At 65.2% G+C, this 16,120-nt stretch carries 13 protein-coding genes and 1 pseudogene; 7 read left to right on the top strand and 7 right to left on the bottom strand.

What is annotated here, in order from left to right; all coding sequences use genetic code 11:
- Positions 1-12 precede the first annotated feature (12 nt).
- A complete protein-coding gene (locus A5766_RS17000; protein WP_005208183.1) occupies positions 13-1,458 on the top strand; it encodes an FAD-binding oxidoreductase in 1,446 nt (481 codons plus the stop codon).
- Positions 1,459-1,557: 99 nt separating this feature from the next.
- Positions 1,558-2,319, top strand: coding sequence for a decaprenylphospho-beta-D-erythro-pentofuranosid-2-ulose 2-reductase (locus A5766_RS16995; RefSeq protein ID WP_005208185.1), 762 nt, complete (start codon positions 1,558-1,560; stop codon positions 2,317-2,319).
- 27 nt (positions 2,320-2,346) lie between these two features.
- Here the strand turns inward: A5766_RS16995 and A5766_RS16990 are convergent, their stop codons facing one another.
- The 4 genes and pseudogenes from A5766_RS16990 to A5766_RS16975 form a co-directional block, all read right to left on the bottom strand.
- Positions 2,347-2,763 (bottom strand): VOC family protein, encoded by a 417-nt coding sequence (locus A5766_RS16990; protein WP_005208187.1) that lies wholly within the window; start codon positions 2,761-2,763, stop codon positions 2,347-2,349.
- A 30-nt stretch (positions 2,764-2,793) separates the two neighbouring features.
- Entirely contained in the window at positions 2,794-3,249 is a 456-nt protein-coding gene (locus A5766_RS16985) for a helix-turn-helix domain-containing protein (RefSeq protein ID WP_231894692.1), read from the bottom strand.
- Positions 3,246-4,482: pseudogene (locus A5766_RS16980) on the bottom strand (glutaminase). Before A5766_RS16980 ends, A5766_RS16985 begins: the two are co-directional and overlap by 4 nt.
- A gap of 302 nt (positions 4,483-4,784) precedes the next feature.
- On the bottom strand, positions 4,785-5,480 hold the full coding sequence (locus tag A5766_RS16975; protein WP_064862513.1) for a lysophospholipid acyltransferase family protein: 696 nt from the start codon (positions 5,478-5,480) through the stop codon (positions 4,785-4,787).
- Positions 5,481-5,516: 36 nt separating this feature from the next.
- Between A5766_RS16975 and A5766_RS16970 the strand changes: the two genes are divergently transcribed.
- Complete coding sequence (locus A5766_RS16970; protein ID WP_064862514.1) at positions 5,517-6,065, top strand: TetR/AcrR family transcriptional regulator; 549 nt, start codon at positions 5,517-5,519, stop codon at positions 6,063-6,065.
- Between the two features lie 51 nt (positions 6,066-6,116).
- On the opposite strand, the gene A5766_RS16965 is transcribed toward A5766_RS16970, so the two are convergent.
- Positions 6,117-6,593, bottom strand: coding sequence for a GNAT family N-acetyltransferase (locus tag A5766_RS16965; protein ID WP_064905638.1), 477 nt, complete (start codon positions 6,591-6,593; stop codon positions 6,117-6,119).
- A gap of 119 nt (positions 6,594-6,712) precedes the next feature.
- Here A5766_RS16965 and A5766_RS16960 point away from each other — a divergent pair, with 119 nt between their 5' ends.
- The 3 genes from A5766_RS16960 (at position 6,713) to A5766_RS16950 (ending at position 11,187) form a co-directional block, all read left to right on the top strand.
- Positions 6,713-8,332: an HNH endonuclease signature motif containing protein gene (locus A5766_RS16960; protein WP_231894691.1), complete on the top strand. Its 1,620-nt coding sequence runs from the start codon at positions 6,713-6,715 to the stop codon at positions 8,330-8,332.
- Positions 8,333-8,440: 108 nt separating this feature from the next.
- Positions 8,441-10,438 (top strand): galactan 5-O-arabinofuranosyltransferase, encoded by a 1,998-nt coding sequence (locus A5766_RS16955; RefSeq protein ID WP_064905634.1) that lies wholly within the window; start codon positions 8,441-8,443, stop codon positions 10,436-10,438.
- Entirely contained in the window at positions 10,435-11,187 is a 753-nt protein-coding gene (locus A5766_RS16950) for an MBL fold metallo-hydrolase (RefSeq protein WP_064905632.1), read from the top strand. The genes A5766_RS16955 and A5766_RS16950 overlap by 4 nt, the downstream gene beginning before the upstream one ends.
- 51 nt (positions 11,188-11,238) lie before the next feature.
- Here A5766_RS16950 and A5766_RS16945 read toward each other — a convergent pair whose 3' ends face one another.
- Positions 11,239-12,111 carry an SAM-dependent methyltransferase gene (locus A5766_RS16945; RefSeq protein WP_064905630.1) on the bottom strand — a complete coding sequence of 291 codons (873 nt, stop codon included), beginning with the start codon at positions 12,109-12,111 and terminating at the stop codon, positions 11,239-11,241.
- Positions 12,111-12,572, bottom strand: coding sequence for a type II 3-dehydroquinate dehydratase (gene aroQ, locus A5766_RS16940; RefSeq protein WP_064905628.1), 462 nt, complete (start codon positions 12,570-12,572; stop codon positions 12,111-12,113). The genes A5766_RS16945 and aroQ overlap by 1 nt, the downstream gene beginning before the upstream one ends.
- A gap of 145 nt (positions 12,573-12,717) precedes the next feature.
- On the opposite strand from aroQ, the gene A5766_RS16935 reads away from it, so the two are divergent.
- Positions 12,718-16,113, top strand: coding sequence for an arabinosyltransferase domain-containing protein (locus tag A5766_RS16935; protein ID WP_064905653.1), 3,396 nt, complete (start codon positions 12,718-12,720; stop codon positions 16,111-16,113).
- The last annotated feature ends 7 nt before the right edge of the window (positions 16,114-16,120 follow it).

Here is a 16,120-nt window from a genome sequence, read left to right as displayed (position 1 = left end):
AGATCCCTAACGATGTCTACTGAAGAGCTCCTGCCGATCACCACGCGCACGCTGGCCGGATGGTCACGTACCACCCCGATCACCGGGCATGTCCTGTCGACGCCATACCCCGAGGTCATCGCCGATGCGGTGGCTCGGGTTGCCGACGACAACGCCGACAAACCCGATTACCTCAAGCGTGGGGTCATCGCCCGCGGACTCGGCCGCTCGTACAACGAGTCGGCGCAGAATTCCGGTGGCCTGACCATCGACATGACGCCGCTGACCAGGATCTATTCTCTTGACGAAGAGGCCGGCATCGTCGACGTCGACGCGGGCCTCTCGATCGATCACCTGATGAAGGTGGTCGTGCCCCGCGGCTTCTGGGTGCCGGTGATGCCCGGCACGAGGCAGGTGACCGTCGGTGGCGCCATCGCGCACGACATCCACGGCAAGAACCACCACGCGACGGGCGCGTTCGGCGATCACGTCACCGAGATGCAACTCCTTGTTGCCGACGGCCGGATTCTCACCCTGACTCCCGACGGCTCGCCCGACGATCCCGACGGCTCGCTGTTCTGGTGCACGGTGGCAGGCATCGGCCTGACGGGCATCGTGCTGCGCGTGAAGATCAAGCTCAAGCGCACCGAGACGGCCTACTTCAAGGCCGACACCTTCACCACCAACAACCTCGACGAGACCATCGCGCTGCACCTCGAGGACAACTACGAGGACGGCTACGAGTACGCGTCCGGCTGGTTCGACACGATGAGCGCCGCCCCGAAGCTCGGTCGCGGTTCGTTCAGCCGCGGCAATCTGGCAACGTTCGACGAACTGCCTGACAAGCTCAAGAAGGATCCGCTCAAGTTCAACCCGAAGCCGCTGATCACGCTGCCGAATATCTTCCCGCGTGGACTCGACAACAAATTCGACTTCGGACTCATCGGCGAGCTCTACTACCGGGCCGGATCGAACAAGCGCGACGTCATCGAGAGTCTGCCGCAGTTCTATCACCCGCTCGATCTGATCGGGAACTGGAACAACGCCTACGGACGCCCCGTCGCGTACGGCAAGGGTGGTGGATTCACGCAGTACCAGTTCATCGTGCCCAAGGGCAACGAGGACGAGTTCAAGAAGATCATCACCGACATCCAGGCGTCGGGTCACATCAGCTTCCTCAACGTGATCAAGCTGTTCGGTAAGGGCAATCCCAAAGCGCCGCTGTCGTTCCCGTTCGAGGGCTGGAACGTCTGCCTCGACTTCCCGCTGCGTGCAGGGCTCGCGGAGTTCCTCAACGACATGGACCGTCGGGTCATGGAGATCGGCGGAAGGCTGTACACCGCAAAGGATTCGCGGACGTCTGCCGAGCACTTCCACAAGATGTACCCGGAGATCGACAAGTGGATCGCCAAGCGTCGCGAGATCGACCCGACCGGCGTGTTCCTGTCCGACATGGGCCGTCGACTCGAACTCAACTGACGTGAACTCGGCTCGCTTGTACTGAATTGCGTTGCGGCCGAATCCGGTTGCCCGTTCAGACCACCAACTACTTCCCAACACCCGAGGAGACACCAACCAATGTTCAACGCCGTCGATTCGCCGCAGTCGATCCTGATCCTCGGTGGCAGTTCCGAGATCGGACTCGCCATTGCCAGCGAGTTCCTCGTTCGTGGACCCGCCCGCGTGATCCTCGCCGTCGTGCCCGGTGATCCGACCGCCGACGCCGCAGCCGACACCATGCGCAAGGCGGGTGCGACGTCGGTCGAGCTCATCGACTACGACGCGACGAAGCCCGAGACGCACCCCGAGACCATCGAGAAGGCTTTTGCCGGAGGCGATGTCGACCTCGCTATCGTCGCTGCCGGTGTGCAGTTCGACGACGAAGAGGTCTGGCAGGACCAGCGCAAGGCCGTGACCGAGGTGACCATCAACTACACCGCCGCGGTGAGTGTTGGGGTGCTGCTCGGCGACAAGATGAAGCACCAGGGACGCGCCCAGATCGTCGCGATGAGTTCGGTTGCGGGCGAGCGTGTTCGACGCAGCAACTTTGTGTACGGATCGTCGAAGGCAGGTCTCGACGGCTTCTACCTCGGCCTCGGCGAGGCGCTGGCCGACGACGGCGTGCACGTTCTCGTCGTGCGTCCCGGCCAGGTGCGGACCCGACTGTCGGCGAACGTCAAGGAAGCTCCGCTCACCGTCAACAAGGACGTCGTCGCGAAGGCCGTCATCAAGGCTGTCGACGACAACAAGGAAATCGTCTGGGTGCCAGGCACTTTCCGGTTCATTATGACCGTGCTGCGCCACATACCGCGCAAGGTCTTCCGCAAGCTGCCGGTCTAGGCGTACCGGAAGCCACGCTCGCGAGACTCAGGGGCGAGACTTCATCTGTCCGATGCGGATTCGATTGCCGAACGGGTCGCGGATACCGAAATCGATGCCGTAGTCACGATCGGTCGGTTCATCGGTGAAGTCGACGCCTCCGGCCCGAAGTGTGTCTGCGGTCGCATAGGCATCATCGGTTGACATCGAAAACCAGCCACCGCCAGCACCTTTCGTCAATAGGTCGCGAACCTGGGCTGCGGTCTCCGGGCTCAACGACGGTGGCCCGGGGATCTCCAACATGAGTTGGCGGTCGGGGTCGGACGGCAGATTGATGGTGAGCCATCGCATGAAACCCATGTCGACGTCGGAGTGGACCTCAAAGCCGAGGTTGCCGACGTAGAAGTCAAGGGCTTCGTCGTGGTCGAGTACGTATATCTGGGACAGAATGATCGTGTTGGGCATGGCGGGAACGCTACCGGCGCTGCCTCGGTCTCACTTGTCCAAAACTGCTCTCTTGGCGACAGGAGCTCCTGCCGGCCGGCGTAGCGCCTTGACCGCGCAGATTGGCGCACCGTGGTCCCCGGCGTGACGGCGATGCGCGGTGGGTGTCTCGCTCATGATCTGCCCGAAGGTCCTGGTGAAGGTCGCGAAACTGCTGAACCCGACTGCGGTGCTGATGTCACTGATCGACAGCTGCGTCTCGCGCAGCATTGACGACGCTCGCTCGATCCGTCGTCGTTGGAGGTAGCGGTGCGGCGTCTCGCCGAAGGTCGCCTTGAACACGCGGCTGAAGTGCGACTCCGACACGTGCGCAATCGCCGCCAGCGCACCGAGGTCCAGGGGTTCAGCGAACCGGCAATCCATCGCATCACGCGCGCGCAGCATTCGCCGATTCGTGTCCTCGGTGTGATTCATCCGCGCGCGTGCTTGCCGCGCATCACCAGTCATGATCTGTCCGGATAGCTTCCGTCGCCCAGATCGGGATCGGGCAGAGTGTCGTCGGGATCAATCAATACGACGCGGCGCCCGTCCTCGCGGACACGACGCATACCCTCCAGGATCATCCGACGCCCGACGTCAGCGAAGTGGCTGACCTGACTGACGTCGAAAACCACAGTGGGGGTGCCTGTTTCGTCGGCGGCCAAACTGTCGAGGACGTACTCTGCGCCACTGAACTGGATGACTCCCTGCAGTTCGAAGGTCGTCGAATCGTCGGAGGTTCGGATCGCGCAGCACGGTGGTTCCGTAGGGCTCGGCGTCGACCATGTGCATGTTCATGTCGGTTGACAGCCGACGGAACGCCAACACACCGCGCGTGCTGTTGCCGTGTTCGTCGAGCCGCGGCGAGAAGACCGCGATGCCGCACTGGCCGGGCAGCGTCCCGAGAAGTCCGCCCGCCACACCGCTTTTCGCCGGAATGCCGACGGTGGTCAGCCACTCGCCCGCGCCGTCGTACATGCCGCAGCCTGCCATCACCGACATCACTTGACGCGCGATGCGTCGACTCATCACCCGCTCGCCGGAGACGGGGTGCACGCCGCCGTTGGCAAAACACGCTCCGATCACAGCAAGATCGCTGGCGGTCACCATGATTGAGCACTGTTGGATGTATCCGTCGACGATGTCGTGCGGCGCGTCGGCGACGATCCCGTAGTTGCGCAGCATGTGCGCGATCGCGAGATTGCGGTCGGCTGAGTCCATTTCGGACTTGTGGAGAGCCTGATCGACTGCGAGCTCACGTCCGGCGAGTGTGGAGAAGAAGCTGCGCGCCCGCTCGACGCGGGACTCGACGTCAGCATCGTCGTCGACGAGCAGCCCATGGGTGGTGATCGCACCCGCGTTGATCATCGGGTTGCGCGGCCGGCAGGTACCGCTCTCCAGGGAGAGCTCGTTGAAGGCTTCACCGGACGGCTCGACGCCCACCTTCTCCAGCACCGCATCGAATCCGCGGTCGGCAAGGGCTGCCGCGTAGGCGAGAGGCTTGGAGATCGACTGGATGGAGAACTCGACGTCCTCGTCGCCGACGGAGTACGTGCGGCCGTCGACGGTTGTGATCGCGATGGCGAACAAATCGGGGTTGGCCTCGGCCAGGTCAGGAATGTAGTCGGCGACGGCTCCACCGCGCTCGGCGTCGAGCGAATCGAGGACCTCGGTCAGATAGTCGCGGACGGGTGACTGCATACGGGTAGACGCCTCCTTGCGCTTTGCTGTCCACGGTACCGATGCCTGCGTGCGCGTCCGCCTGGCGCGGACCCCGGCCGGCGACCCGATGACAGTCCGGGCGGATTCCAAGGGTAAACGTCAAACAGATCGCTGGCCGTCGAGAAGACCCCGACCTGGCGCAGCGCTACAGATCCATATGACAGCCTGAGCGGATTTCGGCGGTGAACGTCATACGGATCGCTGGGCGGTTGAGCATCACCCCGGCCTGGCGCAGTTCTACACAGGGCGGCCCCGAGCCGACGGCCCGACGCTGGCAACCATCACGCCGCGTCGGACTCTTTGGCATGCGACTTCCACTCTCGCGCATACGTATTGACGCATGACTGCCCCGTTTGCGTCGAGATCCTGCGCATCAACTCATCAGTCGCCGCCCTGATGCCGGCCGCTCCTTCGACGCGATACGGATCGAGTTCTAGTGGCTCGAGAATGTGAATACAGACCCGCTGCTGCCACCAGCGCACCGCAGATCCCGGTCTCGTTCCCGTGATCGCGACTGGTATCAGTGGTGCGCCCGTGTCCATTGCGACTCGAACAGCGCCGGTTCGGCCTCGATAGAGCCGACCGTCAGGCGAGCGTGTGCCCTCGGGATGAATGCCCCACGCCCCTCCGTGCGTGAGGATCGTCGTCGCGGCTCGCAGCGACGACGACGACGCGCTACCCCCACGCCGGTCGACGCTGATTTGCCCCATTGCCGCAAAGAACCGCCGTTGCGTCCGGCCGAAGAGCCCTGGCTTGTCGAAGTATTCGCGCTTAGCCAGAAACGTCACATGTCGCCTCGCAGCGAGTGTCAGATAGAACGAGTCCAGCACGGCGAGGTGGTTGGCCGCCAAGATCACCGGCCCGCATCGTGGGATGTGCTCGCGGCCCGTGACCTTCGGCCGCCCAAACACGTACAGCGTCGGCCCGATGACAAGGTATCGACACACGCGATAAACCACTGCTGTCCACAAGCGCATAGACAGTGTCTACACGAGATAGGAGACACTGTCTACGTGACCGTCGAAGACACCGGATCCGCACTTGTACGCGCGGGCGTCGAACTATTGGAGGAGACAGGCTCTGCCGACGTCGGATTGCGGGCGATCGCGAGGCGCGCCGGCGTGTCTCACGGAGCGCCCCGACGCTGGTTTCCGACGCACCGGAGCCTGCTTGCAGGGATCGCCGAAGTGGGCCTGCACGATCTAGCTGAAGCACTCAAAACTGCAGACCTGGCATCCGACCACGACCTCGTGGAGATCGGGATCGCCTACGTCGACTTCGCGCGACGCAGACCTGCGATGTTCACGCTCATCTTCCGTCACGACCTACTCGAGGGGTCGGGCGCCGAGCTTCGAAACGCGTCGCGCCCGCTGTACGAGTGGCTGGTGTCCGTCATTCAGAAGAGCGGTCGTACAACAGATCCCGACAGAGTCGCAGCCTCACTGTGGGTCGCGCTACACGGGATAGCGGTCCTGTCGTCAACGGGCGCACTCGAACTGACCATCCCCGGCATCGATGTTGTCGACACGATCCGCCACGCCGTCCGCATCGCCAGCCACTAGCTGCATGACCAAGCTCGAACGTTCGTGGGAAGGTTGGAGATCGACGCTGCTCTAGTCCTGATCGAGTCGCTTGCGCATCTGGATCGCGGTGGGCTCGTAGCCGATCGACTGGTACAGGTTGCGCGCCGCGACGTTGAACCCGAAGACATTGAGGCCGAGGGTGTGAGCGCCCTGCTGTCGGGCGTAGTCCCCGGCGAGGATCATGGCAGTTCGGCCGAAACCCCGCCCACGCTTGTCGTCGTCGATCTCGATGTCCCAGACCCACCAAGCCCCGGCGTCGTCGCTGGTATCCGGCCCGATCCAGAGGTAGCCGACGGGTTCATGGTCGTCACCGACCACGTCGAAGATCGCGTGCCCCGGGGCCGGTGCACCGGAGGGCAACAAGCGAGTCATGCTTTCCTCAGCGCGGCGCGGAGCGTCGTCGCGGGCATAACCCGACCTGATCAGGTCCTTGGTATACCCGGCTTTACTTCTCTCAAGCCAGGCGGGCAGTAGCCGGGCTTCCATGTAGCGCAGCGTCACAGACATCAGACCAGCCTCTCACGCCGCCACGCCGCCACGCCGCCACGCCGAGCGAATCAGACCCGATCTACCTGCAACTATCGCGGGCGGACAGAATTGTCAGACCTCGAATGTATGTTCTAGATATGGCTCACGATGACCCCGACCCGGATGACGCCCTCAGCCGCGCCGATGACGTGGAGACCTCGGGCGTCGAATCCTTGCTGACCCAGCTCGCCGACGACGAACGCCTCTACTCACGCGAACTCGTCGAGGTGCTTTTCCACACCAACGCGATCAAGGCGTGCGCCGACTATCGCATGCTGCAAGCCGCAATCCTGCTGTACGAAGAACGCGAGGCCGAATACCTCCAGCGCATCGACGCTGAAATCGGAACCGGCGAGCACGCCGTCCCCGACGGCTGTACCGACCCCGAACAGCTCGCCGCACTCCTGACTCAGAACAACCAGAACCCGCTGGCCCGCTTCGGCCCTGACGGCCTGACCACAGCCATCGCCGAACTTGGCGCCACCCTCTGTCTCACGCCCGCCCACGCCAAGAAGATGATCGAAACCGGTGCCGCCCTGCGCTACCGACTCCCCAAAACCGCGCGGTTTCTCGCCACTGGCCGCATCGACCTACCCCGCTTCCACGACGTCGTCGCCCGCACCGACAACGTCGACGACGCCCACCTCGACGCCGTCGACACCGCACTCGCTGCAGCGATCGGAGCGCGGGAACCCATGTCGCTCACCCGATTCCGCACCATGATCGATGCCACCATCGAATGCGTCGACCCCGACGGCGCCGCCCGCCGCCGCGAGACTGCCACCAGCCGCCGCTACCTCGGAATCCGCCCCCACCGCGACGAACCCGGCCAATCGAAGATCGACGGCCAACTCCCCGCCAGCGCGGCAGCCATCCTCGATACACGCCTCGAAGACATGATCGTCAACATCCACCCCGACGACCCCCGCACCCACGCCCAACAGCGCGCCGACGCGCTCACCGCCCTCGCACAGGGATTGCCCACCCTGCCCTGCGACTGCCCGGAGTGCCACACCGTACGCACTCGCGCCGAGAACGGCACCCAGAACCAGCCCCCAACTCCTGCTGACTCTGCTGCACTCGCGCCGCGGCCGATGTTCCACATCGTGGTCAATCTCTCGACCCTCCTCGGCCACGACAACAACCCCGCCTTCCTCGACGGCCACGGCCTCATCGACGCCGACACCGCCCGCGCACTACTCACCGAGGCCAAACGCAACTACATCCACCCCGACCACGAAGCATCCGCCCGCGCCGTCCACCGATACCCGATACCCAAGAAGCTCGCCGCTCTGGTCAAGGCCGGTGAACTCTGCTGCACCTTCCCCGGCTGCACCAACAAAGTCGCCAGCGCCGACGTCGACCATGCCAAGCCGTTCAACCACGGCAATCCGAAAGCCGGTGGACTCACCGAGCGCGCCAACCTGCGCCCGCTGTGCCGCTTCCACCACCGCCACAAAACCTTCGCAGTCGGCTGGCGCGACCATCAGACCCCCATGGGCCGCGCCATCTTCCGGTCCCCGGGCGGCTACCACTTCGTCGGCAACGCGTACAACGGTCGCGACCTCTTCCCCGACCTCGACGAGCCCGATCACCCAGACCGACGCATCCCCGGACGGCTCGCCGCCGCTCATAGCGCGCGCATCGGACAACACCGCGCCGACACCCGCGCCTGGCGGCTCGCCAACGACCCCGACACCGGCGACCCGCCCTTCTGACCCCACTCCCGCACGAGCGACAGCCCCCAGACACCGTCTCGGGGGCCACACGCCGTCGCGCTGCGGCGTCCGGCGTGGGCCAGTACGGCCCCTGCTAGAAATAGACGCGTGACGTCAACGCAGAGCCCGACCACCGACGACTCCAGTCCACAGGCTTCTGCGACCCTTCAGTGTCGAGCCGATCGCCATGTTCGCACCCTGATCGACCTGGTCATCGCGGTGGTCGTGGGGGCGGTCGTGGCCTTCGTCGGTCTCAAAGCCATCGACACGGTGCAGTGGCCGGCGTTCAACTCGTCGAACGTCACCCGCTCGCTGACCACGGCGGGCCAGGTGGTGGCCGTGGCGATCCTGGTGATCGCGGCACTGCTGTATCGCTATGGCAAAGCGCGGTGGCTGGTCACCCTACTGTCGACCGCGGGCATCTCCGGGCTGGTCACCGTCACGCTCGGCATGCCACTCGGGGCGACGCGCCTCTACCTCTTCGGACTCTCCGCCGACCAGCAGTTCCGCACCGAATACCTGACCCGCCTCACCAGTAGTCCACACCTGGCGGACATGACCTATCTGCACCTGGCTCCCTACTATCCGGCGGGATGGTTCTGGGGCGGAGGCCGCTATGCGTCGTTGATGGGTCTGCCCGGCTGGGAGGCGTTCAAACCGTGGGCAATCCTCTCGATGGCGGTCGCCTCGGCGATCGGAGTGGTGCTCTGGGCACGCATGGTGCGCGCCGACCGCGGCATCGCGACAGCGCTGGCCGTCACCGTCGTGACGTTGATGTACGCGGGTCCCGAGCCGTACGCGGCGGTGCTGATCATGATCGGCGTGCCGATGCTGATCCCCATGCTCTACGGTCTGCGCGGTCGTTCGCGTCACGTCGACGGTCCGACAGCCTCACTGCGTTCCGGCACAAGTTGGGCAGCGGTGGTGGCAACCGGCCTCTTCCTCGGTCTGAGCGCAACCTTCTACACGCTCTACACGGGGCTGTTCGCGGGCGTCGCGATCCTGATGGCATTGGCGCTCATCGTTCAGGGCTGGGTCAACGCCTCCAACAAGGCGCTGGCCCGCGAAGAAGTGTCGAAAACCCGACGCGGCGTCGTCCTGGCTGTGCTCGGGCGGCTGGTGGTGATGGGTGTCATCGCCGGGCTCATCGCATTGACCGTGTGGGCTCCCTACCTCCTGGCCCGAGCGCGCAGTGAGCCCGCGAGCGGCGGCACCGCCGAACACTATCTGCCAGAACGCGGTTCGTTCTTGCCGTGGCCGATGTTCCACCTCAGCCTGGTCGGCGCGATCACCCTCATCGGCCTCGTCTGGATTCTGCTCCGATTCCGCCAACGCACCATCGCCGCGGCACTGGGCATCACGGTCGTCGGCATCTACCTGATGAGTCTGCTCTCGATGCTGGCAACTGCTGCCGGTACGACGCTGCTCGGCTTCCGACTCGAACCGATCCTCGTCGCGGTGCTCGCGGCGGCGGGAGTGTTCGGCGTCGTCGAGGTCGCCCACTGGGCCGTCGGCAGATTCGGTGACGTGCGCGTCGTGGTCGGTGTACTCGCGGCTCTCGCGGCAATTGCTGTGGCACAGAGCATTCCAGCCTATCTCTCCAACGAGATCACGACCGCCTACACCGACACCGACGGCTACGGAGACCGTGCCGACAAGCGTCCGCCCGGGGCCGAGTCGTACTACCCGCAGATCGACAAGCTCATCGGCGAGAAGACCGGACGCCAGGCGACCGACAACGTCGTGCTCACAGCCGACTACGGGTTCCTCTCGGTCTACCCGTACTGGGGCTTCCAAGGACTCACCTCGCACTACGCAAACCCGTTGGCGGAGTTCGACAAACGAGCCGCAACCATCGAAACCTGGTCCAAGGCATCGTCGGCCGACGACCTCGTCCGCCAACTCGACGCCGCGCCCTGGACACCGCCGAATGTCTTCCTGTTCCGCTACTCCGCGGACGGCTACGCACTGCGCCTCGCCGCAGACGTCTACCCGAACGATCCAAACGTCAAGCGCTACACGGTGACATTCGACCCGAACCTCTTCAACGACCCTCGTTTCGAGGTCACCGACGTAGGACCGTTCGTTCTGGTGGTGCGCAAGTGAGCGCCTTCGAGATCACCTCGGTCGACGCCGCGTCGTCGACCACGTACCTGGTACACACCGCCGGGGTGAATTGGGTTCTACTGCGCGACGATTCGGGCATCACTCTGATCGACGGCGGATATCCGGGCAACGCCGACGACGTGGTGGCCTCGATCGAGTCGATCGGCGCACGCCCCACCGACATCAAAGCCGCACTGCTCACCCACGCTCACGTCGACCACATCGGAGGACTCGCGAAACTGGTGGACCGCTTCGGCTTCCCGGTATTCGTCGACCCCGCCGAAGTGGCACACGCACACCGCGATGTCCTGCAGCAGGCGGGTCCACTCGACATCGCCGCGATCGCGTGGCAGCCACGCGCGTGGCGATGGCTGGCGATGGTCACACCTCTCGGCGTACTCAGCCGGGCCGGAATCGCCACCGCACAACCCTTTTCGACCGACGGCGCCCTCAACCTCCCCGGGCAACCACAGCCGGTGATTGCTCACGGCCACACCGATGGACACAGCGCCTTCCTCGTCGCCGACGGCGCGGTACTCGTCTCGGGCGACGCCCTGATCAGCGGCCACCCACTCTCCGGACACCAAGGGCCGCAACTACTTCCACGCTTCTTCAATCACGACGACGCCGCGACCCGACGCAGCGTCGAATCGTTCGCCGACCTCGACGCGACAGTGCTCTTCCCGGGACACGGACCTCGCCTCGACGGCCCCGTCGCCGAGATGGCCCGAGAAGCCCTGACTCGGTAACCCCGGCCCGATAACCCCGGCCACGATAAACCCGGCGCGCTGAGCGATCCGTCAGGAGCGGTCGATCGTCCCGTGGCCGCGTTGGCGTCGTACACCCGACAGCAGCGTCGCCGACTCTTGCGCGTCGGCGGTCTCGGACAGCGAACGTCCATGAGCGGCAAGCACGTCGCGTGTCTTTGACAGCTCGCAGTTCCACCCGGCGGCGTCGAGATGCTGCGCAACGTCGACGTCGCTGCGCCACAACTTCCGCACATCAGCAAACGGGTCAGCAGCCGAAGGAGCAGAGGAATCGTCGACAACCGACGACGCCGCGCGGCGCACGGTCACCCCGATCCGTGAGCCGGATTCGGATGCCGCGGTGATGCCCTCGATGACACGTAGACCGAGCTCGTCGGGTAGGTACACGAACAACCCCTCGGCGAGCCACGCCGACGGTAGGTCTGCCCGAAAACCCTTGCCCTGCAGGGCACGCAGCCAGTCGTCGGCCAGATCGGAAGCGACCACGCGACGTTCGACGGTCGGCGCAAGACCCGACTGTGCGACGAGATCCTCCTTGACCTCGACCACGGACGGCCTCTCGACCTCGAAAAGCGTTGCTCCCGAACCGAAATCGAGCCGACATCCCCGACCGTCCAGCCCCGAACCGAGGATCACGAACTGCGTGATGCCGTCGCCGACGGCATCGGCGAACACCTCGTCGAGGAACACCGTGCGCGCGACGATCCAGTCGTACATCGCTCGGATCTTGTCCGAACCGCTTCCGTCGGTGCCCTCGCGTACACCGAATTCGTAGCCGCGGGGCCGGATACGTGCGATCGCCTCGGCCAGCGGGTCGTCGAACAGTGCGTCGTCCCTCGACGACTCGACAGCTCGCGCCCACGCGACACCCAGCGCCGTCCGTCCGAGATCGTCGAGATCGGCCATCAGCCCAGGACCTCCACGAGGCGTCGAATCGCGAACTCATAGCCGCGGATGCCGTAGCCGATGATCACCCCCGAGGCGAGCGGCGACACGTACGAGTGGTGTCGGAACTCCTCGCGTTTGTGCACATTGCTGATGTGCACCTCCATGATCGGAACGTCGGGGATCACGAGCGCGTCGGCAAGCGCGACCGACGTATGCGTCCACGCCGCCGGGTTGATGACGATCCCGCTGATGTTGCCGCGCGCCTCGTGCAGCCAGTCGATCATCTCGCCCTCGTGGTTGGTCTGCGCCGCCCGCAGGCCGTAACCGAGTTCACCGGCGGTGCGTTCGGCGAGTTCGACGACGTCGGCGAGCGTCGCAGAACCGTACACCTGCGGCTGTCGAATCCCGAGTGTGTTCAGGTTGGGCCCGTTCAACAGCAGGATCGGCAGCGGTTCGGTACCCGTGGCGTCGGTCGACATGCTTGCAAGCCTATCCACCGGGACCGGTCACACGTCCATACTCTCCACCGCCGACACCCACGAGACCGCCACACCCACGAGCGCGTCAGACGCACGAGTGACCGAGAGTTCGCGACGTCGCACACGGCCGTTAGGATCACTGCTTGTGCAATCGCAGACCGTGAGACGAGCGAAACTCATCGCGATCGTCACCGGCCTGCTCGGAGTATTCCTCGCGCTCGCCACGCCGCTGATGCCGGTCAAGCAGACCACGGCGGAGATCAACTGGCCCTCCACCGGCAGCGTCGAATCCAGCGAGATCGGATCGGTCTCGGCACCACTCATCTCGTACGTCCCGATCGACCTCGACGTCTCGGTTCCGTGTTCGGCAGCCGAACGGCTCGGCGCCGACGATTCGGTCTTGCTGTCGACGACCCCCAAGCAGGCGGCGAAGTCTGCTGAGCGCGGTCTGTTCATCCGCCGCACCGGCAACCCCGCCGACTCGCCGGACAAGCAGAGCATCGAAGTCGTCGTGCGCAACGTGCCGCTGGTGTCGGCCACGCTCGCCGACATGCGTTCGCAGGGATGCCGTGACATCGTCGTCCACGCCGACTCCGACGCCGTGACCGCCGAGTTCGTCGGAATGACGGCACCAGCAGGCCAGTCCGCCTCCGGCAGTACCGCGCTGATGGGGACCACCAAGGGCCGCGAATCGCAGAGCTATAGCTCCGACCAGCGCCCACAGGTCACCGGACTCTTCACCGACCTGTCCGGAGCGGCGTCGGAACTCCCCGGGCTGCGCGCACACGTGACCATCGACTCGCGCTATTCGACGGCCCCGACGATCCTCAAATGGCTCGTACTGATCGTCGGTATCGTGTGCACCCTGTTGTCGTTGTCGGCGCTTGCCGTTCTCGATTCGACGGACGGCCGCAAGCATCGTCGAATCTTCCCTGCGAAGTGGTGGCGACTCAATGCCCGCGACTACGTGGTGATCGGCGCCCTGATCATCTGGCACTTCATCGGACCCAACACGTCCGACGACGGCTACCTGCTGACGATGTCGCGGGTCGCGCAGAACAGTGAGTACACGGCCAACTACTTCCGCTGGTTCGGTGCACCGGAGGCGCCATTCGGCTGGTATTACGAGGTCTTCGGCCTGATGAGCCATATCTCGCTCGCCAGCCCGTGGGTGCGCATACCGGCCCTGCTGTGCGGAATCGCGTCGTTGTTGATCGTCAGCCACGAGGTGCTGCCACGACTCGGCCGCGCCGCGATCAGCCGACCCGTCGTCGGCTGGACCGCCGCGTTCGTCTTCCTCGCATCGTGGTTCCCGTTCGACAACGGTCTGCGACCGGAACCGATCATCGCGCTCGGCGCGCTACTGACCTGGTGTTCGGTCGAGCGCGCAATCGCGACCGGACGCATCCTCCCCGCCGCGATCGCGTGTCTGATCGGCGCGTTCAGCCTCGCCGCGGGTCCGACAGGCCTGCTCGCGGTTGCCGCGCTCATCGCGGGAGCGAGACCGATCATCTTGGCCCTGATCAAACGTGCGCGCGCGATCGGCGGCGGATTCTGGTCGTACGCAGCGCTGCTCGCACCGGTTCTCGCCTCCGGGACGTTCGTCATCTTCGTGGTCTTCTCCAACCTGACGCTGCGTGCGTTCTCCGACTCGTCGAAGATGAAGACCGCATTGGGGCCGTCGGCACACTGGTACAACGAGATCGACCGGTACTCGTCGCTGTTCGCGTTCTCGGCCGATGGTTCGATCGCCCGACGCTTCGCCGTCCTCGCGATGATCCTCGGCATGGTGGTCTCGGCAGCGGTGCTCATCCGCAAGTCGCGCATCCCCGGAACGGCCGTCGGCCCTGCTCGACGCATCGTCGGCATCACATTCGCGTCGCTGGTGTTCCTGATGTTTACGCCGACCAAATGGACGCACCACTTCGGCGTGTTCGCCGGACTTGCCGCGGCTTTGGCTGCCATCGCCGCCATCGCCGCGAGCAACAAGGCCATGCATTCCCGGCGCAACCGCACCCTGTTCGCAGCACTCGTGCTGTTCATCGCGGGCTTGGCGTTCACGGCACCCAACTCGTACTACTACGCGTCGGCGTGGGGTATGCCGTGGGGCGTCGGCCAGGTCAGCTTGGGATTCTCGGTGAGCAATGCACTGCTCTACCTCTCGCTGCTGCTGTTGCTGCTCGCACTGTGGTTCCACTTCCGCGAGCCGTTCACCGGAACCGACCCCCGAGATACGACGCCCCAAGACGCCACGCCCCAGGACACCACGCCCGGTGAGACCGACACCGGACGACGCTGGTACCGCAGGGCGATCGATTCCGTCGCGGGCGCACCGCTGGCTTACGTGGCAGCCGCCGTGGTGATCTTCGAACTCGTCACGGCAGGATTCGCAGCGGTCAACCAGTCGTCGTCGTTCTCGGTTCCACGCTCGAACATCGAGGCCCTCGCGGGCAAACAGTGCGGCATGGCCGACAAGGTGTGGGTGGAACGCAACCCCAACGACCACATGCTCTCGCCCGTCGACCCGACCCTGACCGACCCCCTCGCGGGCCCATCGACCGTCCAACCCGACGCATCCCGGCCTGCGACAACAGGATTCACGTCGAACAGCGTTCCCGAGGACCTCACCACTCAGGCGAGCGCCGGCTCGCTGGGCGTGCTCGCAGGCAACGCGACGTCGACCAACGACGTCCTCACCGCCAACAGTGGCGGAACCGGCGGTGGAGAGCTCTCGACGGCCGGGGTCAACGGCAGCCACGCACGTCTGCCGTTCATGCTCGACCCGGCACGCACACCCGTCGAGGGCAGTTATTCGACGACCGATCAGGTTCCCGCCCGCCTCACCTCGGGCTGGTACGCACTGCCCGCCGACTACAAGAAGCAGCCGCTGCTGACCTTCTCGGTCGCCGGACGCTACGACAACCCGAACCTCCTGCTGGAGTACACAACCGACCCCGTCGGGTCGTCGACCCGCGACGCCGACCTCAAGCCCACCGGCGAGACCGAGATGATCGACCCGGGACCGCAACCGTCGTGGCGCAACGTCCGCATCACCACGTCGTCGCTTCCCGACAACCTCTCCGCGGTGCGGATCGTCGCCAACGACGACAATCTCTCGGCCGATCGGTTCATCGTGGTGACCCCACCGCGACTGCCTCACATGGAGACACTGCAAGAGGTTGTCGGCAGTGAGGACCCGGTGCACGTCGACTGGACGTCGGGGCTGGTCTTCCCGTGCCAGCGGCCGTTCACCCACCACTACGGCGTCGCTGAGATCCCGAAGTGGCGTATCAGGCCCGGCGCCGACCTCGCCGCGGCCGTCTCGGCGTGGCAGGACTCCTACGGTGGCGGTCCGCTGGGGTGGCTCGAGGTGTCGCAGCAGCCCGAGACCCTCGCGACCTATCTGCAGGGTGACATCGGCCGCGACTGGGGCGCCCTCGAGCGCTACCAGCCCTACGGAGACGTGACGACCCGCGCACCCATCACCACGGGCACCGCAACGCGCAGCGGATTGTGGAGCCCCGCCCCGATCAGGCACTGACCCACAA

The organism is Gordonia sp. 852002-51296_SCH5728562-b (assembly GCF_001665475.1).
Taxonomy (GTDB): Bacteria; Actinomycetota; Actinomycetes; order Mycobacteriales; family Mycobacteriaceae; genus Gordonia; species Gordonia sputi.
This window is presented reverse-complemented; position numbering and strand designations above follow the sequence as displayed.

Coding starts and splice junctions, on each gene's coding strand:
- aroQ (WP_064905628.1), bottom strand. CDS start 12,572: ATGTCGACCGACGCCACGGGTACCGAACCGCTGCCGATCCTGCTGTTG.
- A5766_RS16960 (WP_231894691.1), top strand. CDS start 6,713: ATGGCTCACGATGACCCCGACCCGGATGACGCCCTCAGCCGCGCCGAT.
- A5766_RS16990 (WP_005208187.1), bottom strand. CDS start 2,763: ATGCCCAACACGATCATTCTGTCCCAGATATACGTACTCGACCACGAC.
- A5766_RS16985 (WP_231894692.1), bottom strand. CDS start 3,249: ATGACTGGTGATGCGCGGCAAGCACGCGCGCGGATGAATCACACCGAG.
- A5766_RS16975 (WP_064862513.1), bottom strand. CDS start 5,480: ATGCGCTTGTGGACAGCAGTGGTTTATCGCGTGTGTCGATACCTTGTC.
- A5766_RS16945 (WP_064905630.1), bottom strand. CDS start 12,111: ATGGCCGATCTCGACGATCTCGGACGGACGGCGCTGGGTGTCGCGTGG.
- A5766_RS16965 (WP_064905638.1), bottom strand. CDS start 6,593: ATGTCTGTGACGCTGCGCTACATGGAAGCCCGGCTACTGCCCGCCTGG.
- A5766_RS16995 (WP_005208185.1), top strand. CDS start 1,558: ATGTTCAACGCCGTCGATTCGCCGCAGTCGATCCTGATCCTCGGTGGC.
- A5766_RS17000 (WP_005208183.1), top strand. CDS start 13: ATGTCTACTGAAGAGCTCCTGCCGATCACCACGCGCACGCTGGCCGGA.